The 20,297-nt window shown below is 60.9% G+C and carries 19 protein-coding genes and 1 pseudogene; 7 read left to right on the forward strand and 13 right to left on the reverse strand.

The window, feature by feature from the left end; translation table 11 throughout:
- The first annotated feature begins 11 nt into the window (after positions 1-11).
- The 3 genes and pseudogenes from AC1PUL_RS10905 to AC1PUL_RS10915 form a co-directional block, all read left to right on the forward strand.
- Positions 12-857 (forward strand): MOSC domain-containing protein, encoded by an 846-nt coding sequence (locus AC1PUL_RS10905; RefSeq protein ID WP_480468430.1) that lies wholly within the window; start codon positions 12-14, stop codon positions 855-857.
- Positions 858-1,190: 333 nt separating this feature from the next.
- Positions 1,191-2,411 carry an MFS transporter gene (locus AC1PUL_RS10910; RefSeq protein ID WP_480468432.1) on the forward strand — a complete coding sequence of 407 codons (1,221 nt, stop codon included), beginning with the start codon at positions 1,191-1,193 and terminating at the stop codon, positions 2,409-2,411.
- A gap of 398 nt (positions 2,412-2,809) precedes the next feature.
- Positions 2,810-2,989, forward strand: a pseudogene (locus AC1PUL_RS10915) (hypothetical protein); the annotation flags it as partial.
- Positions 2,990-2,991: 2 nt separating this feature from the next.
- Here the strand turns inward: AC1PUL_RS10915 and recO are convergent.
- Together recO and AC1PUL_RS10925 are read right to left on the reverse strand one after the other, a co-directional pair.
- The gene (gene recO / locus AC1PUL_RS10920) at positions 2,992-3,765 is read right to left on the reverse strand and encodes a DNA repair protein RecO (protein WP_480464220.1); all 774 of its coding nucleotides are present in this window, start codon (positions 3,763-3,765) and stop codon (positions 2,992-2,994) included.
- A 53-nt stretch (positions 3,766-3,818) separates the two neighbouring features.
- Positions 3,819-4,409, reverse strand: a complete 591-nt coding sequence (locus AC1PUL_RS10925) for a TetR/AcrR family transcriptional regulator (protein WP_480464222.1) — start codon at positions 4,407-4,409, stop codon at positions 3,819-3,821.
- Positions 4,410-4,568: 159 nt separating this feature from the next.
- Here AC1PUL_RS10925 and AC1PUL_RS10930 point away from each other — a divergent pair, with 159 nt between their 5' ends.
- Positions 4,569-5,732 carry an AbrB family transcriptional regulator gene (locus tag AC1PUL_RS10930; RefSeq protein WP_480464224.1) on the forward strand — a complete coding sequence of 388 codons (1,164 nt, stop codon included), beginning with the start codon at positions 4,569-4,571 and terminating at the stop codon, positions 5,730-5,732.
- Between the two features lie 21 nt (positions 5,733-5,753).
- On the opposite strand, the gene era is transcribed toward AC1PUL_RS10930, so the two are convergent.
- The 8 genes from era to rpoZ form a co-directional block, all read right to left on the reverse strand.
- Complete coding sequence (gene era, locus AC1PUL_RS10935; RefSeq protein WP_298461859.1) at positions 5,754-6,695, reverse strand: GTPase Era; 942 nt, start codon at positions 6,693-6,695, stop codon at positions 5,754-5,756.
- A 9-nt stretch (positions 6,696-6,704) separates the two neighbouring features.
- Positions 6,705-7,430, reverse strand: a complete 726-nt coding sequence (rnc, locus tag AC1PUL_RS10940) for a ribonuclease III (RefSeq protein WP_298461856.1) — start codon at positions 7,428-7,430, stop codon at positions 6,705-6,707.
- Positions 7,427-8,164: a signal peptidase I gene (gene lepB, locus AC1PUL_RS10945; RefSeq protein WP_298461854.1), complete on the reverse strand. Its 738-nt coding sequence runs from the start codon at positions 8,162-8,164 to the stop codon at positions 7,427-7,429. The genes rnc and lepB overlap by 4 nt, the downstream gene beginning before the upstream one ends.
- Positions 8,165-8,261: 97 nt before the next feature.
- Positions 8,262-8,666 carry a holo-ACP synthase gene (gene acpS, locus AC1PUL_RS10950; protein ID WP_298461853.1) on the reverse strand — a complete coding sequence of 135 codons (405 nt, stop codon included), beginning with the start codon at positions 8,664-8,666 and terminating at the stop codon, positions 8,262-8,264.
- A gap of 1 nt (position 8,667) precedes the next feature.
- Positions 8,668-9,249, reverse strand: coding sequence for a DUF2062 domain-containing protein (locus AC1PUL_RS10955; RefSeq protein WP_480464227.1), 582 nt, complete (start codon positions 9,247-9,249; stop codon positions 8,668-8,670).
- A 134-nt stretch (positions 9,250-9,383) separates the two neighbouring features.
- Positions 9,384-9,533: a DUF3563 family protein gene (locus AC1PUL_RS10960; RefSeq protein ID WP_480464228.1), complete on the reverse strand. Its 150-nt coding sequence runs from the start codon at positions 9,531-9,533 to the stop codon at positions 9,384-9,386.
- A gap of 349 nt (positions 9,534-9,882) precedes the next feature.
- Positions 9,883-12,111 carry a RelA/SpoT family protein gene (locus AC1PUL_RS10965; RefSeq protein WP_480464230.1) on the reverse strand — a complete coding sequence of 743 codons (2,229 nt, stop codon included), beginning with the start codon at positions 12,109-12,111 and terminating at the stop codon, positions 9,883-9,885.
- A 99-nt stretch (positions 12,112-12,210) separates the two neighbouring features.
- Entirely contained in the window at positions 12,211-12,612 is a 402-nt protein-coding gene (rpoZ, locus tag AC1PUL_RS10970; RefSeq protein ID WP_480464232.1) for a DNA-directed RNA polymerase subunit omega, read from the reverse strand.
- Between the two features lie 296 nt (positions 12,613-12,908).
- On the opposite strand from rpoZ, the gene AC1PUL_RS10975 reads away from it, so the two are divergent.
- Complete coding sequence (locus tag AC1PUL_RS10975) at positions 12,909-13,493, forward strand: LabA-like NYN domain-containing protein (RefSeq protein ID WP_298461838.1); 585 nt, start codon at positions 12,909-12,911, stop codon at positions 13,491-13,493.
- Between the two features lie 389 nt (positions 13,494-13,882).
- Here the strand turns inward: AC1PUL_RS10975 and AC1PUL_RS10980 are convergent, their stop codons facing one another.
- Positions 13,883-14,302, reverse strand: a complete 420-nt coding sequence (locus tag AC1PUL_RS10980) for a DUF3830 family protein (RefSeq protein WP_480464234.1) — start codon at positions 14,300-14,302, stop codon at positions 13,883-13,885.
- Between the two features lie 2 nt (positions 14,303-14,304).
- Positions 14,305-14,781, reverse strand: coding sequence for an SsrA-binding protein SmpB (gene smpB, locus AC1PUL_RS10985; protein WP_480464235.1), 477 nt, complete (start codon positions 14,779-14,781; stop codon positions 14,305-14,307).
- A 368-nt stretch (positions 14,782-15,149) separates the two neighbouring features.
- On the opposite strand from smpB, the gene AC1PUL_RS10990 reads away from it, so the two are divergent.
- Complete coding sequence (locus AC1PUL_RS10990; RefSeq protein WP_480464236.1) at positions 15,150-16,913, forward strand: ATP-binding protein; 1,764 nt, start codon at positions 15,150-15,152, stop codon at positions 16,911-16,913.
- A 133-nt stretch (positions 16,914-17,046) separates the two neighbouring features.
- On the opposite strand, the gene dapA is transcribed toward AC1PUL_RS10990, so the two are convergent.
- Positions 17,047-17,931 carry a 4-hydroxy-tetrahydrodipicolinate synthase gene (gene dapA / locus AC1PUL_RS10995; RefSeq protein WP_480464237.1) on the reverse strand — a complete coding sequence of 295 codons (885 nt, stop codon included), beginning with the start codon at positions 17,929-17,931 and terminating at the stop codon, positions 17,047-17,049.
- A gap of 220 nt (positions 17,932-18,151) precedes the next feature.
- Between dapA and AC1PUL_RS11000 the strand changes: the two genes are divergently transcribed.
- Positions 18,152-20,233: a lytic transglycosylase domain-containing protein gene (locus AC1PUL_RS11000; protein ID WP_480464238.1), complete on the forward strand. Its 2,082-nt coding sequence runs from the start codon at positions 18,152-18,154 to the stop codon at positions 20,231-20,233.
- The last annotated feature ends 64 nt before the right edge of the window (positions 20,234-20,297 follow it).

Raw genomic sequence — 20,297 nt, forward strand, 5'->3', positions numbered from 1 at the left:
GGCAAAGCATCATGCAGGTCACCGGGCTTTTCATCTATCCGTTCAAGAGCGCCCGGGGGATTGCCGTGCCCCAGGCGCCCATCGATGCCATGGGTCTTTCCGGCGACCGGCGGATGATGCTGGTCGATCCCTCGGGTCACTTCATCACCCAGCGGGAATTGCCGGCGCTTGCCCGGCTGATTGCGCTTCCGGCCGCCGCCTATCTGACGCTTCGCCTGGAGGATGAGCGCGAGATGATGGTCGCGCCACCGCAACCGGACAACCGCATGAATGTGGCGATCTGGCAATCGCCCGTCAGCGCTGCGGTCGCGCATGAGAGCGTCAATGACACGCTGTCGGAGTGGTTCGGACGGCTGGTGAAACTGGTCTTCATCGATGGTGATAGCCGGCGCGAGGCGAGTGCGGACTGGGCGGGCGAAGGCTCGCCGATGGGCTTTGCCGACGGCTACCAGATCCTCGTCACCACGACGGGTTCGCTGCGCGCCCTGAACGAAGACATGGCGCGGCATGGCGAAGGCGAAGTCGGCATGGACCGCTTCCGGCCCAACATCGTTCTCGATTGCGACGACCCCTGGGCGGAGGATGCCTGGACCGGCCTTGAGATCGGCGGCATCCGCTTCGACTTCGTCAAACCCTGCCCGCGCTGCATCATGACCACGCAGGACCAGCAGACCGGTTCCCGCGAGGGTGCCAGTCCGATGCCGGCCATGGGACGTCTGAGGATGTCAGCCGACCGGCGCGTGCCGGGGGTGCTGTTCGGCTGGAATGCGGTGCCGCGCGGCGAAGGTCTGGTGCGGGTCGGGGATGCGGTGACGGTGCTCGGCAGCCGCGAGGCTTGGGCGATCAAGCGGCGGTGACGGCCGCTGCCAAACGTGCGGCGCCCATCTCCCCCTTGGTGGGGGAGAAAGCGATTTCGATGAATTCGTCGTGGCGGAAGCCACGGCTAAACATCTGAAATCGCAAGATAGGGGGCGTTCGCCGTGCCAACAGAACCACCCCCTCACCAACAAAATCTGAAGTTTAGGCGGCTTGCGCTCGCCTAAAGCTTCGATTTTGTATCCTCTCCCGCAGGGGGAGAGGTGGGGTCCCCATCTAACATTCATCAAATCCCCTGATGGCCAGATCATCAAAAGGCGTTTCTGCTCATCAATCGACTGCACTAATGTGCTGTTGACAGAGGAGAAGCCCCGATGACCACCACAGCCCGTCCTGCCATGCCCTGGCTCATCATTCTTGCGGGATCGCTGATTGCGGTGATGACCTTCGGGCCGCGCTCGGCCATGGGCTTCTTCCAGCTGCCGATGCTGGCGGATCGGGGCTGGGACCGGCAGACCTTTGGTCTTGCCATGGCGTTTCAGAATCTGTTCTGGGGCTTGAGCCAGCCCTTTTTCGGGGCGCTGGCCGACAAATATGGGACGGGCCGCGTGCTCGCCGCCTCGGGCGTGCTCTATGCCGCCGGCCTCGTGATGATGGCGAATGCCTCGGCCCCCATCTGGCTGCATATGGGTGGTGGCGTGCTGATCGGGCTTGCGATCGGTGCCGGCTCGTTCAGCGTCATCCTCTCGGCCTTTGCCCGCAATGTGACGCCCGAGCAGCGGTCGATGGCCTTTGGTATCGGGACGGCGGCGGGCTCCGCGGGCATGTTCCTGTTTGCGCCGCTCAGCCAGGGTTTCATCTCCGCCTTCGGCTGGTCGGACAGTCTGGTGATCATCGCGGTCATGATGCTGGTCGTGCCGCTGCTTGCCTTCCCGCTGCGCGGCAATGCCCAGTCGGGCTCGCAATCCGGCAGCCAGTATCAGCAGACGATTGCCGAAGCGCTGAAGGAAGCCTTCGCGCACAAGAGCTATCTTTTGCTGACCACCGGCTTCTTCGTCTGCGGCTTCCAGGTCGCCTTCATTACCGCACATTTCCCGGCCTATCTCGGCGATATCGGCATCGAGGCGCGCTATGCCGTGATTGCCATGGCGCTGATCGGCTTCTTCAACATCATCGGCTCGCTGGCCGCCGGCTGGATCGGGCAGCGCTATTCGAAGCCCTATTTCCTCGCCTTCATCTATATCGGCCGTTCGATCACGGTAACGCTCTTCCTGCTCCTGCCGCAGACGCCGACCTCGGTGGTGATCTTCGCCGCCGTCATGGGCCTGCTCTGGCTCTCCACCGTGCCGCCGACAAACGGGCTGGTGGCGATCATGTTCGGCACGCGCCATCTCGGCCTCCTGGGCGGGCTTGTTTTCCTCTCCCACCAGATCGGCTCCTTCCTCGGCGTGTGGATGGGCGGCTATCTCTACGACCACTTCGGAACCTATGATCAGGTCTGGTGGCTGGGTGTGGCGCTCGGGATCTTCGCGGCTGTAGTGCATTGGCCCATCCGCGAACAGGCTGTCGAGCGGCCAGCCATGGGCATGGCGTAATTTTGCCCAAAGTGAGATCATATTTCGGCATTTCGCCCATGCCGGATCAAAATTCCTGTGTTTTTGCCTAGCGCGGACCGTCACAGAAAATTATTTTATTTTTCTTGGTTCGCCCGTTGACGGATTCCGACCCAGCACCTACCTTGTGCGTGCTGGTTCGGACACTGACGACGAACCATGTTTGGCCTTCAACGAGAAGGCCCCAGCCAAAGAAGGAGGTCAGCGAAATGCAAGTTGTATTTCTTGATGCCATCCGATCCTGGCGGACCCCGCGCGTGGTGGTGGTGAAATGCCATTCCGCCTGCTCCTGTCGAATGTGACACAGCTCAAAGACTGACATACACAATCGACTATTGAAACAGCGCCGTGCCATGCGTGCACGAGCGGGGATATTCGTTATGAAGAAGCAAGTCATTGAATATGCCGGGATCCCGGTTGGCATCACCATACCCGACGGTGACAGGGTCAAGTTCATCGCCGTCAAATATCCGGTCATCGATCTCGACGGCGGCGTCTATCGCAGCATTGGCGAATTGCAGATGGCCATCCATCAGCACATGGCGAAATCCGCGCCGGAAGATCAGGCCGAGTTCTTCGGTGCCGCCAATGCGCCATTCGCGTCGAGCGAGCGCAAGGTCTTCAACGCTGCCTGACAAAATCCCTCGCGTGCCGCGCCGGGCTCAAGCCCCCGCGGCACGTAGACATGCCGATCGAGAAAATAGGCCGTCAGCCTGAAGGCGTCGGCAAGGCTCTCGGGATCGGCCGCGCGATTGGTGCCGGGGGTCAAGAAATCCGGCAGCGCCAGCATCTTGTCCGCCCAGGGCGCACCTGCCTCGCGGCTGACCGCCCTGCCCGACTTCGGCGAGACGTAAGCGAGATCATAGCGCGCGCCGGTCGCCGCACATTCCTCCAGATCCAGCCCGAAACCGAGATCGTTGAGCAGCGCCAGCTCGAAGCGAACGAAGAGTTCGCCCGCCGTTGCCGGCTCCTCCAGATGATCGAGGATCACATCGAGTGCTTCAAAAAGATGCGGGTGGGGATCGCGCTCGGGGAGGAGACGCAGCAGCGCCGCCAGGGCCTGGACGCCGTATACGGCGGTCGCACTTTCCATCAAGCGCCCTGCCCGCAGGACCAGCGGCTCGATCCGGTATTCGCCGAGATGTTCGTCGAGGCGGGCGCGCCAGGTGACTTCAAGCCGGTTTCCGGGCTGCAGCATGGGCTGCATCGTGCGGGAGCGACCGGAACGCACCATGCCCAGATGGCGGCCACGGCTGCGTGTCATCATCTCGGCAATGACGCTCGATTCGCCATGCCGCCGCACCCCGAGAAGGATCGCCTCATCAGTCCATTGCATGATCGGGTTTTAACGCAGAGGCGCCCGGAGGAACAGGAGTTTCCGCGTCCGGCTCAGATTTCGGTGAGGTAGCGCTGCACCCAGCCGCGCCAATGGGCGATCGCTTCGGCCTTGCCGGGATAACGTTTCTCTTCATGCAGTTGCACGAGGGATTTCATCGCCTGGAAGAGCACGACCGACATTGCCTGCGCCTGATCCACCGCAAGCTCAGGACGCCAGAGCGTCAGGATCTCGGCGATACGCTTGCGCAGGCTTTCGCGCAGCACGCCGGGGCGCACGCCCGGCTGCTCCCAGCGGGCGTCCAGCAGGCTGAGCGCCAAGCTGCGCTCAGCGGCATGGGCAACGAGCACATCGAGCAGTCTGTCTGCGAGCTGGATACCGTCGAGCTCGGCGACCTGTGCCCTGATCCGATCGAGCGCTGCCTCGACATGCTCGGCATAGCGGGCGACAAGTGCGTCGGCCAGCACATCCTTGTTGGGAAAGAACTGGTAGAGTGAGCCGATCGGTGCGCCGGCGCGCGCGGCGATCTCGGTCATGGTGGCGGCCTTGTAGCCCTGCTCGGCAAAGACGGAAGCGCCGGCGTCAAGGAGTTTGGCCACACGCGCGATGCCGCGCTTGCGCTTAGGCTCCTTTGCCGTTGGCACCGCCACCTGCTGCACGGGCTCCGATGTTGCCGAACTTGACTTTTGCGAGACCATTCTCATAAAACTTGTTTGTGAGTTACCCCTCATTTATTCGATGAAATGTCTCTTTCGTCCAGCCCTTTCCCAGTATTAGGCTTCAGACGAAGGACGGAGATGAACATGCCATCGGGCAAAGACCACGAGGACCTGCCGCCACCTGACCCGGACGCGCTCCCAGAGCCCGTTGTTGCAAAGGCTGCGGCCACCGATCCTCCGCCGCCGCCGGGCCTTCTGACCCCACTGCCGATCGCGCTTCGATGGCTGATACTGCTGGTGCTGTCCCTTGCGATCTCAAGCGGGCTTTATCTCGCGCATATCCCAGGCGCGCTTCTGCTCGGGCCCATGGTCGCGGCAATCCTGGTTGCGACGAATGGTGCGCGGCTCTCGGTCCATCGCTACCCCTACATCTTCGCCCATTCGCTGATCGGCTGCATCATTGCACGCTCGATCGATCTCGGCACGCTTTCAACGGTCGCCAAGGACTGGCCGGTCTTCCTGTCGATCGTGCTGGCCATCATAGGGGCGAGCAGTCTGCTTGGCTATCTCATGGCGAAAGCCGAGATCCTGCCGGGCACGACGGCGATCTGGGGAACCTCTGCCGGAGCGGCCTCGGCCATGGTGCTGATGGCGGAAGCGCATGGCGGGGATCCGCGCCTCGTCGCCTTCATGCAGTATCTCCGCGTCGCGTTTGTCGCCACGGGCGCCTCGCTGATGGCAGCCTTCGTCTTCAACATCGAGGGTGGCGCTGCCCATCCCGTCGTCTGGTTTCCTAAGACCGACTGGCTCGATCTCGGGCTGACGCTGGTTGCCGCACTCGCTGCAGCCGCGATCGGCGCAAGGTTCAAGATCCCGGCCGGCACGATGCTGCTGCCGCTGGTTGCGACGACCGTCTTGCATGTGATGGGCTTTATCACGCTGCAACTGCCCGAATGGCTGCTGGCGCTCGGTTACGGCGTGATCGGCTGGCGGATCGGCCTGTCCTTCACGCGGCGGATCCTGCGGCATGCGGCAGGCGCCCTGCCCCAGATCGTCGGCTCGATCCTGGTGTTGATGGCGTTCAGCGGCGGCCTTGCCTTCCTGCTCTGGTCGCTGCATGGCATCGACCCGCTGACCGCCTATCTCGCGACGAGCCCGGGCGGGCTTGATTCGATCGCGATCATCGCCGCAACCACGCCTGTGGACATGTCCTTCATCATGGCCCTGCAGACCATGCGGCTCATCCTGATCATCCTGATCGGGCCGCCGATTTCGGATTTCGTCGCGAGACGGGTGGCGAAGGGCTGAGCGCCCTTCGCTGTGTTTTCATCAGTCGCGCGGGAATTCGAGACCCATTTCGCGGAAGCGCTCGGGGTCGTTGCCCCAGTTCTCGCGCACCTTGACGAAGAGGAAGAGGTGGACCGGCTGCTCGAGGATCTCGGTGAGTTCCTTGCGCGATGCGGTCGAGATCGACTTGATCGCCTCGCCGTTCTTGCCAAGGACGATCTTCTTCTGGCTGTCGCGCTCGACATAGATGACCTGCTCGATACGAACAGAGCCGTCCTTGCGCTCTTCCCACTTCTCCGTCTCGACATGCGAGGAATAGGGAAGCTCCTGATGCAGGCGCAGGAACAGCTTCTCGCGGGTGATTTCGGCGGCGAGCTGGCGCATCGGGAGATCCGAAATCTGGTCCTCCGGATAATACCAGGGACCTTCCGGCAGTGCCGCCGCCAGATAATCCATGACATCGTCACAGCCGGAGCCGGTCGTGGCGGAGATCATGAAGGTGCGGTCAAACTTCACCGCTTCATTGGCGGTCTGCGCCAGCTTGAACAGATCCTCATGCTTGACGCGGTCGATCTTGTTGAGGACCAGGATCTTTGGCTGCGGCACATCCTTCAGCGCCTCGAGGATCGCCTCGGCATCGCCGCGCAGTCCGCGCTCGCTGTCGATCAGCAGCAGGATCACATCGGCGTCCTTGGCGCCGCCCCAGGCCGAGGTGACCATGGCACGGTCCAGCTTGCGGCGCGGCTTGAAGATGCCCGGCGTGTCCATGAAGACGATCTGAGCGTTGTTGTGGATCGCGATGCCGCGCATCACGGCGCGGGTTGTCTGCACCTTGTGGCTGACGATCGACACCTTGGCACCGACGAAGCGGTTGACCAGCGTCGACTTGCCGGCATTGGTCGGACCAATCAGGGCCACAAAGCCGGATCGGGTGGGGGTGTTGCCGGTGGCTTCGCCGCCGTCATGGGTTTCGGTGTCGGTCATATCTTCCAATCAGTTCGCGTCGGAGGCCTTGGCCCAGACGCCTTCGCGTTCGAGAATCTTGGTCGCGGCCACCTGCTCGGCGGCACGCTTGGAACGATCGATGCCGATCTCCGGCTTCAGGCCCGGGATCTCGACGATCACCGTGAAGCGGGGATCATGATCCGGTCCGGAGCGATCGGCAACCTTGTATGTGGGCGGCCTGCCAAACTTGGCATGCGTCCATTCCTGCAATTCGGTCTTGGCATCCCGGCGGGCGCCGTCGGCACGGGCCGCGCGGTCCTTCCAGTATTTCAGGATGAAGCCGCGGGCGGCCTCCAATCCGGCTTCGATGTAGATCGCCGCAATCAGGCTCTCCACCACGTCGGCGCGCACATTCAGCATGTTCTTCGCGGTGATCTTCTTCACGTCTGCGCCGGTGCGGATAAAGCGGTACAGGGCCATTTCGTCCGCGACCGAGGCGCAGGCTTCCGCGCTGACCAGCTGGTTGAAGCGAACGGAAAGCTCGCCTTCGGTCGCGTCACGAAAGGTGGTGAACAGCATTTCGGCGACGCAGAGGCCGAGCACCCGGTCGCCGAGAAATTCCAGTCGTTCGTAATCGCCCTTCTTGCCACGCGAGACCTGGGCGCTGGAATGGGTCAGCGCCCGCTTGAGGCGATCGCGGTCGGCGAATGTATGGCCGATCGCAGCTTCGAGCTGCTGCCAGTCCTTATCGCTGACCACGCCTTTTTCCGTCATTCGACCCCCTTGAACAGGCGATCCCAGCGCATGTTGGCCGGCCACTTCCAGACTTCGCGGAACGAGGTGTCGTTGCCCAGCGAGAAGAAGATCAGCGAGGCCTTGCCGATCAGGTTTTCGGCCGGCACGAAGCCGACGTCAAAACGGCTGTCGAGCGAGTTGTCGCGGTTGTCGCCCATGGCGAAATAGTGGCCCTCGGGCACGATGAATTCGCGCGTGTCGTCGCCGCGGGTATTCTGGGCCTGGTCGAGCGTGTCGAAGCTCACGCCGTTCGGCAGCGTTTCGCGGAAGACCGGAACGTCCGTGCCGGGATCCAGGCGGTAGTCGGAGGTGAAGACACCGTCCTGGACCTTCGGCACCGGCTGACCGTTGATATGCAGCACGCCACCGATCATCTGGATGCGGTCGCCGGGCAGGCCGACGATGCGCTTGATGTAGTCGATGCTCGGGTTCGGCGGGAAGCGGAACACGGCGATGTCGCCACGCTCCGGCTCGCTCGCAAAGATGCGGCCTTCGAAGAGGTTGGGCGAGAAGGGCAGCGAATACTTCGAATAGCCATAGGAGAACTTGTTGACGAAGATGTAGTCGCCAACCAGCAATGTCGGCATCATGGAGCCGGACGGAATGGTGAAGGGCTGAAAGAACACGGTCCGGATCACCATGGCCAACAGCAGGGCCTGGATAATGACCTTGACGTTTTCCCAGAGGGCACTTTGCTTCTTGTCTTCGCTCACGCGGATCGGTTCCTTCTTCCGAAAATCCTGCTCTCTCTAGTCGGTTCGCGACCGCGCGGCAACCGCACAGGCGCATAGACCGGCGCGACCAGTTAACTCAGCGGCTTTCCGGCAGGGCTTCGACGATGACGAATGCCTGGGCATAGGGAAATTCGTCGGTGATGGTCAGATGGATCTGGGCAACATGTCCGGGTGGCAGGAGACGCTCCAGGCATTTCGCTGCCCCTCCTGTCAATTCGAGACCGGGCTTGCCATTGGGCAGATTGACGACGCCCATTTCCTTCCAGAAGACGCCTTCGGCAATGCCGGTACCGAGCGCCTTGGCCATCGCCTCCTTGGCGGCGAAACGCTTGGCATAGGAGGCGGCGCTGTCCTTTCGGCCATTCGAACGCGCCTGCTCTTCATCCGTGAAGCAGCGCGCGGTGAATTTTTCGCCGAACCGGGTGATCGACTTCTCGATCCTTCTGATATCAACGAGGTCGCTGCCGATACCGATGATCATGTCAGATGCTCGATCCTTGGAGGGCTTCCGCAAGGCGAATTTTCGCTCGCTCGGCAAGGCGCTCGCGGCGTCGTGCCTGGAACTTCGATACGGCAAAGTAGATGACGCAATAGAGAATTGCGCCGCTGATGGCAGCAAGCGGTAGCGCGCCGATCAGCATGGGTTTGAGGACCGGCTGCCACATGCTCTCGATGCCGGCGATCGAAAACTTTTTCTCAAGATCGACGCTCTGCGCAACCGGGTCACCCTGGCCAATCATCCGGTGTCCGACCTCCCAGGTTGCCGCCCAAATGAACGGAAAGGTGAGCGGATTGCCAAACGCCGTGCCGATGGCCGCTGCAACCATGTTCCCGGCGATCAGATGGGCGATCGCAAAGGCGAGCAGGAAATGCAGGCCGATAAAGGGCGTCCAGGAAGAGACCACACCGGCGACCACACCCGCAGCAATCGCATGCGGTGTCGCCGACAGGCGCAGAATACGCTTGCTCAGATATTGAAACGACCGGATGAAGCCACGACGCGGCCAGAAAAGCTCACGCAGCTTTGTCAGTCTTGAGATCGGTTGCCGGCGTCGAAACAGCATGCGGGATATGTAGTTGATCCTAGACTGCTTCGGCAAGGAAAAGCGGCTGACAAGGTCGCCGAAAAGCAAAGACGCCGGCAAAGACCGGCGTCGCAGCGAGGATCCGAGCGGACCGGATCAAATAGGCTGGCGTATCAGCCGCGGCGGAACATGCCACGGTCGATTTCGCGCTGGCGATATTCGAGATCAACCAGGTCACGAGCGCCGTTCAGGTAGTTCATTTCGCGCTCGGCAACGCTCGGAACGCGGAGGGCGCGGGCGATTTTGCGGATCGGAGTAAACATCGTTTTGTCCTCAGTTCTTTCTCTTCATCTGTTGGCCGAGATATAATGGTGCGGCGCACAATCAACCAGAGACAAGAACTGAAGTCAGCCATGCGCCAGATGCATGGCAATGGTATTGAGGTTCACGATTTAGGCAGGATCGTGGTCAAAAGAAGGGCAGATTGATCCGAGGACAGGCTCAAGGGCGGGTGTTTCTCCCCCCTGCCCTGTCTTCGAAGCCGGGTCTAGAGCATTTCCGGTGAAAACGGGATCACCTGAAATGCTCTATCCTTTTGCTTTTACGCAGTCCGGACGCAAAACCGCTGACGCACTTTTGCTGGACCTGCTCTAGGCCAGCCGGATCGGCGCGTCAGTCGTAGACGCGCTTCACCGTCGAAATGCAGTCGAGTTCCTTGAGCTCGCCGAGCAGCTGGCTGAGCTGGCGCAGATCCCAGACCTCCAGATCAATTCCCATCTCGGTGAAGTCGGTGGCGATCCGGATCATGTTGAGGACGCGGATATTGATGTCGAGCCGGGCCACGCATTGCGCGACGGTTGCCAGCGTACCCGGCTCATTCAGCGCATTGATCAGGATGCGGGCGACGAAGCGCGACTTGTTGGCCTCATCGAGATCCCAGCGCACGTCGATCCAGCGCTCGGGCTCGTTTTCGAAGCGCTGCAGGGCCGAGGCCTGGATCGGGTAGATGGTGATGCCCTTACCGTCTTCCATGATGCCGACGATCCGATCCCCGGGCACGGCACCGGCCGGGGCGAAATGCACCTCGGCATTGCCGGACAGGCCGCGAATCGGCAGCGGATCCGGCCCGTCGCCGGCTGTCGGCGCATCGCCCTTGCGCTGGGCGGGACCGGGGATCTTGAAGACCATGCCGTTGGCGCTGTTCATCGCGAACCAGCCCTCATCCGAAGACGGTTTCACCGTGACGCGTTCGTCCTGGTAATCAGGGAAGACGGCGCGCAGGACATCGAGCGACGAGGTTTCGCCGCGGCCCACCGAGGCGATGGCGTCTTCCACGTCGCGCTGGCCGAGGCGATGCAGCGCCGGCCGCAGCGTATCCTTGGAGAAGACCTTGCCGGCGCGTTCGAAGGTGCGTTCCAGAATGCGCTGGCCGAGGCCTGCATATTGCTTGCGGATCGCCATGCGGGTAGCGCGGCGGATGGCGGCGCGCGCCTTGCCGGTGACGACGATCTCCTCCCAGGCGGCCGGGGGCACTTGGACGCCGGAGCGGATGATCTCGACCTCGTCGCCATTCGACAGGCGGGTGACGAGCGGCATGATCGAGCCGTTGATCTTGGCGCCGACGCAGGTATCGCCGACATTGGTATGCACGGCATAGGCAAAATCGATCGGGGTTGCGCCGCGCGGCAGCGCGATCAGCTTGCCCTTGGGCGTGAAGCAGAAGACCTGGTCCTGGAAGAGTTCGAGCTTGGTGTGCTCCAGGAACTCTTCCGGGTTGTCGCCTTCGGCCAGCGCCTCGATGGTGTGGCGCAGCCAGGAATAGGCATTGCTCTCGCGCTTCAGCGGCTCGTTCGGATCGCCGTTTTCGCCATCCTTGTAAAGGCTGTGGGCGGCGATGCCGAATTCGGCGATGTCATGCATATGTCGTGTGCGGATCTGCAGCTCGATGCGCTGGCGCGATGGACCGACGATCGTGGTGTGGATCGAGCGGTAGTCGTTCTGCTTCGGTGTGGAGATATAGTCCTTGAAGCGGCCGGGCACGACGCGCCAACGGGTGTGCACGATGCCCAGCGCCCGGTAGCAGGCCTGGGTGTCATCGACGAGGATGCGGAAGCCATAGACATCCGAGAGCTGCTCGAAAGACAGCGACTTCGACTGCATCTTGCGGAAGACGGAGTAAGGCTTCTTCTGCCGGCCCTTGACCGAAGTGTTGAGCAGGCCGTTTGCCACCAGCAGTTCGCGCAGCTCATCCTCGATCTTGGTGATCAGGCCTTCGTTGCGGGTCGACAGTTCAGAGAGGCGGTTCGTCACCGTCTCATAAGCTTCCGGGTTCATGTAGCGGAAGGAGAGATCCTCCAGCTCGTCGCGCATGTCCTGCATGCCCATGCGGCCGGCGAGCGGCGCATAGATTTCCATGGTCTCTTCGGAAATGCGGGCGCGCTTGTCGTCGCGCATATGCTCGAGCGTGCGCATGTTGTGCAGGCGGTCGGCGAGCTTGACGAGCAGCACGCGCACGTCATCGGAAATGGCCAGCAGCAGCTTGCGCAGGTTTTCCGCCTGCTTGGCCTTCTTGGTGACGAGGTCGAGCTTCTTGATCTTGGTGAGACCCTCGACCAGGCGGCCGATATCCTCGCCGAAGAGTTCGTCGATCTCGGCGCGGGTGGCCGACGTGTCCTCGATCGTGTCGTGCAGCAGGGCAACCGCGATCGTCGATTCGTCGAGATGCATGTCGGTGAGGATGGCGGCAACTTCGAGCGGGTGGGAGATATAGGGGTCCCCGCTGGCGCGTGTCTGCTTGCCGTGCTTCTGCATGGCATAGACATAGGCCTTATTGAGCAGAGCTTCGTTGGCATCGGGCTTGTATTTTTGCACCCGCTCCACGAGCTCGTATTGCCGCATCATTCCACGCGTCTCCCACAAACGAAAAAGCGCGCCAGTCGAGACGACTGGCGCACACGTATCCTACAGTCAGATCAAGACTTAAGTCTGATCTATTGACGATTAGTAATCGTCGCTCTTTTCCGGCGGCACGAGGCCTTCGATACCGGCCAGAAGCTCCTCTTCCGACATCTGGTCGAAAGTGAGGGTTTCCGGCAGTTCGTCCTCTTCGTCGCCCTTGCCGGCGGTGCCGGTGTTGGAGAGCATCGAGCTCGGCTCCTGCTCCGGCTCGTCGACTTCGACATGCTTCTGCAGCGAATGGATCAGATCTTCCTTCAGATCGTCCGGCGACAGCGTCTCGTCGGCGATTTCGCGCAGCGCCACAACCGGGTTCTTGTCCTTATCGCGATCGACGGTGATCGGCGCGCCCTGGGAGATCTGGCGGGCGCGGTGGCTTGCGAGCAGAACGAGCTCGAAGCGGTTCTCGACTTTGTCGATGCAATCTTCAACGGTGACACGGGCCATTGCCTGTCCTTTGCGGTCTTGAATGCGTGGGATTGATCGGTGCGATACAGGCAAAGAGCGGCAAATTCAAGTTTTTCGTGCTGACGGTCTGCGCAGCCCAAAAATGAAGGCCGGAAAAGGCCCTCAAGCCACCACATTTCAACCGCAAGCTGCTTGGATTGCCGCACTTGATGACCTAGATAGATCTCTATATGATCATTTCATAATTTAACGTTTATGGTCATATCTTGAGGGGCAAGGTATTGTTTTAACTGCCGATTGCCGATGCCGTGGATATTTGACGTAAGGATATAAGCATGTTTGACCCGCGCGAAAAAATTGCTCTCTTCATCGACGGCGCCAATCTCTACGCGGCGTCCAAGAGCCTCGGCTTCGACATCGACTATCGCAAGCTCTTGAAGGCGTTCCAGAAACGCGGCTACCTGCTGCGCGCCTATTATTACACCGCCCTCATCGAGGACCAGGAATATTCCTCGATCCGCCCGCTGATCGACTGGCTGGACTACAACGGCTACAAGGTGATCACCAAGCCGGCGAAGGAATTCACCGACTCCATGGGCCGCCGCAAGGTCAAGGGCAATATGGATATCGAGCTGGCCATCGACGCGATGGAACAGTCCGAGACGGTCGATCATCTCGTGCTCTTCTCCGGCGACGGCGATTTCACCACCCTCGTCGAAGCGCTGCAGCGCAAGGGTCGCAAGGTTTCCGTCGTCTCGACCATGGCGACGCAACCGCCGATGATCGCCGACGACCTGCGCCGCCAGTCCGACCACTTCATCGACCTGATGACGCTGAAGCCCGAAATCGGCCGCGACCCCTCGGAACGCGGCGCGCCGCGTGCCCCGGAACCGGCAACGGCCAGCGAAGACGAGCACTGAGGGAATTTTGGGGCGGCACTGCCCCAGGATTATCGCTTCGCAGTATGGCACCCCCCTCTGTCACTTCGTGACATCTCCCCCACAAGGGGCGAGAGTGAAGACCATTGGCGTCTCGGCCCCACCCTCCCCTTGAGGGGGAGGGTCGGAGCAAAGCTCCGGGGTGGGGTGATGGCCTGAAGCTTAGAAAGATCGAGCAAACGTCGAACTCGAAGTAGGGTTCACCCCCACCCGCCGCTTTGCGGCGACCTCCCCCCTCAAGGGGGAGGTGGGCAGCACGACGCCCCCGCTCCGCAGCCCACTCTCCCCCCGTGTGGGGGAGATGTCACGCAGTGACAGAGGGGGGCGTTCCTGCTCCGCGCATCGGTGACGCACCCAGCAGGATACCTTCCCTACATCGCCTCGAAGGCAATATCCTGCGCGCCCTGCCACAAGACCATCTTCCCCATGGCCTCCAGCTGCTCCCCACCCTTCACCACCGTCAGAAAGTGATTGCCCGCCAGCACGCCCATCTTGCTGGCAAACTGCGAGGAGCCGTAGGCGAACAAGAGTTCGGTTTCGCTGAAACCACCGGGATAAAGCAGGATGTCGCCGCGCGAGGGATGGGCCGTGTGGTTTTCGAAGCCTGCCCCGAACTGGAAATCACCCAAGGGCACCCAGACCGCCTCGCCCGACCAGCGCGAATGGATCGCCTGGTTGCGGAAGGGCAGGAAGGTCTCAAAAATGCGGCAGGTCTCGGGCGCCTTTTCGCGCTCCAACCGGGCCTCGAAGACGAAGGGGCCGACGGTGACCTTGAGAAACGAGAGCGTCATGATCAGCCCGTCTTCATCAGGCGCTGCTTCTGGCGGTTCCAGTCGCGTTCCTTCTCGGTCTCGCGCTTGTCGTGCAGCTTCTTGCCCTTGGCGAGCGCCAGCTCCAGCTTCGCCCTGCCCTTCTCGTTGAAATAGATCTTCAAGGGCACCAGCGTCATGCCCTCGCGATTGATCGAGGCCCGCAGGCGATTGATCTCGCGCTTGGAGAGCAAGAGCTTCCGACGGCGGCGCGGCTCGTGATTGAAGCGGTTCGCCTGCAGATATTCCGGCAGATGCGAATTGATCAGCCATATCTCCTCGCCCTCATCCGAGGCATAGGATTCGGCGATATTGGCCTTGCCCTCGCGCAGCGACTTGACCTCCGTGCCGGTCAGAACCAGACCCGCCTCGTAGGTGTCGACGATCTCATAATTGAAGCGCGCCTTGCGGTTTTCCGCAACGATCTTGTTGACGACGCGCTGTGAGCCTTTGGGGGCCATGGCCTGATCTTCCGTTTCGCCCGGGATTTTGTGGTGGTGCGCCTACGCGGGCGGGGCGTGGCGGGTATGGGAGGTATGTAATGGAGGATGGGGGGGAAATAAAGGTGCGGGTGGGGTGGGAGGAGTTATTCGCACTTCGCGAACGCGTCTCACGTCATATGCAAAAACCCATAGCTCCTAGTTCAGTCCAATGTGAACTGTGAAGGCTCCAGCCTCCCGAATTCATCGCCTTCCGTGTGCGAAGAACAATGCAACTTGGTTGTGGCTTTTGACACAAAGCTATTATTTAGTGTTACCGGCACCTGTCCGCAGGTAGGTGGCACACATTCGACCAATACAAATTGCCGAAGCTCGCGTCGGAGGGACGGGTGACTAAAAGTGCACATTTCGCGGTAAATACTCGTCTGACCCGAATTCTGGGCGAATCCTACCGCTCAAGCGAGGCGGCGTTGAAGGAGCTAGTCGATAACGCGTGGGATGCGGACGCCAACAACGTCTGGATCACGCTTCCCGAACCGCTTACTAACGAAGCCATATCCGTCGTCGACGATGGCACTGGAATGACGAGCCTCGAGATACGCAATGAGTATCTGAATATTGCAAGCGACAAGAGAACGCGAACTGGAGATCGAACTGTTAGATTCAATCGGAAGGTCAAGGGACGTAAGGGGATTGGAAAGTTCGCTGGCCTAACGATCGCGAACAAAATGCAATTGCTTACTATCACGCGTGGTCGCCGTTGCACGCTGCTGATCGACAAAACCGAACTGATAGAGAATCAGAAGGATCTTGAGGCGGTACCCTTGCCGTTCGATGAGGAGGATGTCGTCGATGCTGCCACGGGAACCACGATATCATTAACGGAGCTAGATAGTCGCCTCAATTTTCCAACCCCTGATCGACTACGGGAAGTCTTGATTCATGAGTATGGACGTGAAGACGCCTTCAAAGTCTTCGTGAACGGCTTGCCGCTGTCTGTGCAGGATGTTCCTGGGATAACGACCCAAACGATTGCCAACCTGCCAACAGCGGGTGCAATAGCTCTTAACTTTACGATAGCTGACGGAAAGCGGCCACCACGATCCCCCGGAATAGTGTTGAAGGTCGATGGAAAGGCAGTCGGAAAGCCCATGCTATTCGGTTTGGATGAAGACGAAGAGATTCCAGTGAAGTTGGCTAAGCGAGTTTACGGCGAAGTCGAGCTTTCTGGCATCGAGGACTTTGTCACCGCAGACTGGGGAAGCATTTTGGAGAACAGCAAATCCTACCAAGAGGCACGATCCTACGTCTTTGACCAAGTGAAAGCGGGTTTACAAGAGACCCATTCTAAAGATTTAAGCCTTCAAAAGGCTCGCCTTCAAAAACAGATAAATCATCGGCTTGCGCAATTGCCTGAGCATCGCCGCAGCTATGCCGAACAGGCACTCAACCGTATTCTGAAGAAATTTTATGGAGAGACTGAAGAGCGGATCGCGACGATCGCTGATGTCGCGCTGGATGCTTTGGAACATGACGCCTATTGGGCTGTTCTTGACAGCATTAAAACGTCCAGCCATGGCGACGTGAGTTCATTTGCTAGCTCTCTTGAAGAATTTGGCCTTGTTGAACTTGCGAATATTGGATCGCAAGCTTCCCGGCGGCGTGAGTTTCTAAATTTCCTCGATCAGTTGGTTCAGAATCCTAAAACTCTTGAAAAGGATGCGCACCAAGCCTTTGAAACTAATTTGTGGCTTCTGGGACGAAAGTACTCCCTCATGTCTTCAAATTCGACACTACAAAGAGTCATCGATACATATTGCGACATTGCTTATAAAGGGAACCGCGCCTCAAAGCGCCCAGACCTTTTGCTTTCTCAGGACTACGGCGACAAGTATCTTCTGATCGAGTTTAAGAGACCGTCACATAACATTGACCGTGACGATATAGCCCAGGCCGAAAAATATCGAGATGACTTGTCTTCCAGACTATCATCAACCGCAGCGATGGATATCATAATGATAGGCAAAGGTCGCGTTGCAACGCTCGACACCCGAAGCTTGCCTCCTTTGGTATCATTACACTCGTATGCGAGTGTTATTTCGGCTGCCCGCTCGGAACTGGATTGGCTGATTGACTCCCTCTCCCGCGCCTAGACCATTTAGATGACGATGGGGCTCAAAGCCTGCGAAACTGCACAGCATCGCCCCAAGACATTGTGCTAAATGAGAAACAAGCGGGGCCCCCAAACAAAAAAGCCGGCGTCTCCGCCGGCCTTTCTTCATCCCCTCAATTCACCAATCCCGCATGCTTCAGCGCCGCGTCGATCGCGGCTTCCGTCGAAGCCTCCAGCGTCGCCATCAGCGGCAGGCGGACGGTGCGGTTCATGCCGCGGGTGCGGTTCAGCGCGTATTTCGCGCCGCAGAGGCCGGGCTCCATGAAGATCGCCTTGTGCAGTGGCATCAGGCGGTCCTGATATTCCAGCGCCTTGGCGTAATCGCCGGCCAAGGTGGCCGCCTGGAATTCGGCACAGAGGCGCGGGGCGACATTGGCGGTGACGGAGATGCAGCCGACGCCGCCATGGGCGTTGAAGCCCAGCGCGGTTGCATCCTCGCCTGAGAGCTGGACGAAATCCGGTCCGCAGGTGATGCGCTGTTCGGAGACGCGCTCGATCTTGCCGGTCGCATCCTTCACACCGACGATGTTCCGGTAAGCCTTGGCGAGCGCGCCCATCGTCTCCGGCGACATGTCGATCACCGAGCGGCCGGGAATGTTGTAGATAATGATCGGCAGCGAGACGGCCTCGGCGATCGCCTTGTAATGGGCGATCAGGCCCTTCTGGGTGGGCTTGTTGTAATAGGGGGTGACGACGAGCAGCGCATCGGCGCCGACGGCTTGCGCATGCTGGGCAAGCTCGATGGCTTCCACCGTGTTGTTGGAGCCAGCACCGGCAATCACGGGCACGCGCTTGGCGGCAACCTCAACGCAGAGCTCGACGACGCGCTTGTGTTCGTCATGGGACAGGGTCGGCGATTCGCCCGTGGTGCCCACAGGCACCAGGCCGGTCGAGCCTTCGGAAATCTGCCATTCGACATGGGCGGCGAAGGCTTGTTCGTCGACGGCGCCCTCATTCGTGAACGGCGTGACGAGTGCGGGAATGGATCCCTGATACATGCATGAACTCCTCGAGCGCCGATATCCACGCTTCGGCCTCATTCGCAAATTAAATCGGGGGCACATTACTGTGCACCATCAGGTGCGACAAGCGCATCCGCAGGAGATTTGTGACAGATTTCCGAGGCTTCGTTCGAGAGAATGTGATCGGTTGTTTTAAGCTTTTGGTAACCGCAGCGACGGCCTACTCTCGCGCATGATGGATGGTTCTGGTGTGTGGATGACGAAGCCTGCTTTCTATAGTTCTGCTCTTAGCTTTGGCCTCGGTCTTGGCCTAGCCGCGCTGCTTGCCGCAACGGGCGCGAGCGCGAATTCGGCCGTGCCGGTTCCGGCGATGAAGCCGCTCGGCTTTGCCGCATCCAAGGCAGAGCAGCCATCGATGGAGACGACGGGAACCATTCCGCGCGGCGAGCGGCTGGCCTCCGCCAGCCCGCAGCTGAAATCAGGCCTCGATGCACTGTCCGACAAGGATGGCGCCCGGGCGATCTCGATCCGCAACCGGATGCCCGAGGGCCTTGACCGGCAGATGCTGACCTGGTCGATCGCGATGTCGGGCCTGCGTGATGTGCCGGCGTCAGAAATCGCCGCCGCCCAGCGGCAGCTTCAGGGCTGGCCGGGGCTCAAATCCTTCCGCGCCAATTCGGAGAAGGCGCTGTTCCGCGAAAATCCGCCGGCCGCCACCGTGCTGTCCGCCTTCGGCAATAGCGCGCCGGAGACGACCGAAGGCACGATGCTTCTGGCACGCGCGCATCTGGCCTCCGGCGACCGGGGCAAGGCGGCAAGCCTGATCCGCAACCTCTGGCGCACGGAGGGCCTGGACGAGACGACGGAAGACCGGGTGATGGGCGAGTTTTCCGGCCTGCTGCGGCCCGCCGATCACCGCGCCCGCATGGATTATCTGATGTATCGCGAGCGCGCCAAGCAGGCGAAGCGTTTTGCCTCGCTGGGTGAGGCACAGTCGCTCTACCGCGCATGGGCAGGGCTGATCTCGAAGGCCGACAATGTCGGCGGGCTGATCAAGGCCGTGGATGGCAAGTGGCGCAACGATCCGGCGCTGCTGTTCATCCGCATCGAGAATCTCCGCCGCCAGCAGAAGTTCGAAGAGGCGGCCAAGCTTCTCTCCCAGATGCCGCGCGATCGGGCCGAACTGGTCAATACCGGCGCCTGGTGGGACGAGCAGCGCATCATCGCCCGCGGGCTTGCCGATCAGGGTCAGTTCCGCGAGGCCTATCGCATCGTCTCGCGCCATGTGGCGACGACCCCGACCGACATTGCCGATGCGGAATTCCATGCCGGCTGGTTTGCGCTGCGCGCGCTGAATGATCCGGATACGGCAAGCCGGCATTTTGCCCGCATCCTCGAGGTATCCAACCGGCCGCTGTCTGCCAGCCGCGCCTGGTACTGGCTGGGCCGCGCCGCAGAAGTGTCGCGCGACCGCAAGGCACGCGAGTATTTTGCCCGCGCGGCGGAGCATTCCAGCACATTCTACGGCCAGCTGGCCGCCGCCCGCCTCGACCGGCCGGGGATCGAGATCCCCTATCCGCGCCCGAGCCAATCCGATCGCAATCGCTTCGCGCAGCGCGAAGCCGTTCAGGCGATTGCGCGCTACGAGGCCGCGGGCCATGGCTGGCGGGCGCAAAGCCTCTACCGGGCGCTTGCCGACCAGCTGGAGAGCCCCGGCGAACTCGCCTTGTTGAGCGCCCGGGCAGAAAAATCCTCCGGCGGCCATCAACTGGCGCTGCAGATCGGCAAGACCGCCTATTCCCGCGGGATCGACGTGCCGGCACTCGCCTTCCCCGTCGGCGTCATTCCGTCCTCGGCCAATATCGCCGGCTCCGGCAAGGCGCTCGCCTATGCCATTGCCCGCCAGGAGAGCGCGTTCAACCCCGCCGCCATTTCGCCGGCGGACGCACGCGGGCTCCTGCAGCTTCTGCCATCGACCGCGCGTGGCGTTGCCGCCCGCCACGGCCTTGCCTATTCTCCGGAAAGACTCACGCGCGATCCGGGCTTCAACGCCACGCTCGGCGCGCATTATCTGGGCGAGCAGATCGACCGCTTCGACGGCTCCTATGTGCTGACCTTCATCGCCTACAATGCCGGCGCCAGCAAGGTGCCGGACTGGATCGCCCGTTACGGCGATCCGCGTGGCAAGTCGATCGACGAAGTCGTCGACTGGATCGAGCGCATCCCCTTCCCCGAGACGCGCAATTACGTGATGCGGGTGATGGAGAACTATCAGGTCTACAAGAGCCGGCTCGGCCAGAAGACCGATATCGTTCATGACCTGCGCTTTGGACGATAGCCCCCTGCCCTTTGCGGGTGACCGCTACGCTCTGCTCGGTTAGGCTCTGCTTCCCTATCGAGAA

The sequence above is a fragment of the Rhizobium sp. P43 genome, from assembly GCF_056730705.1.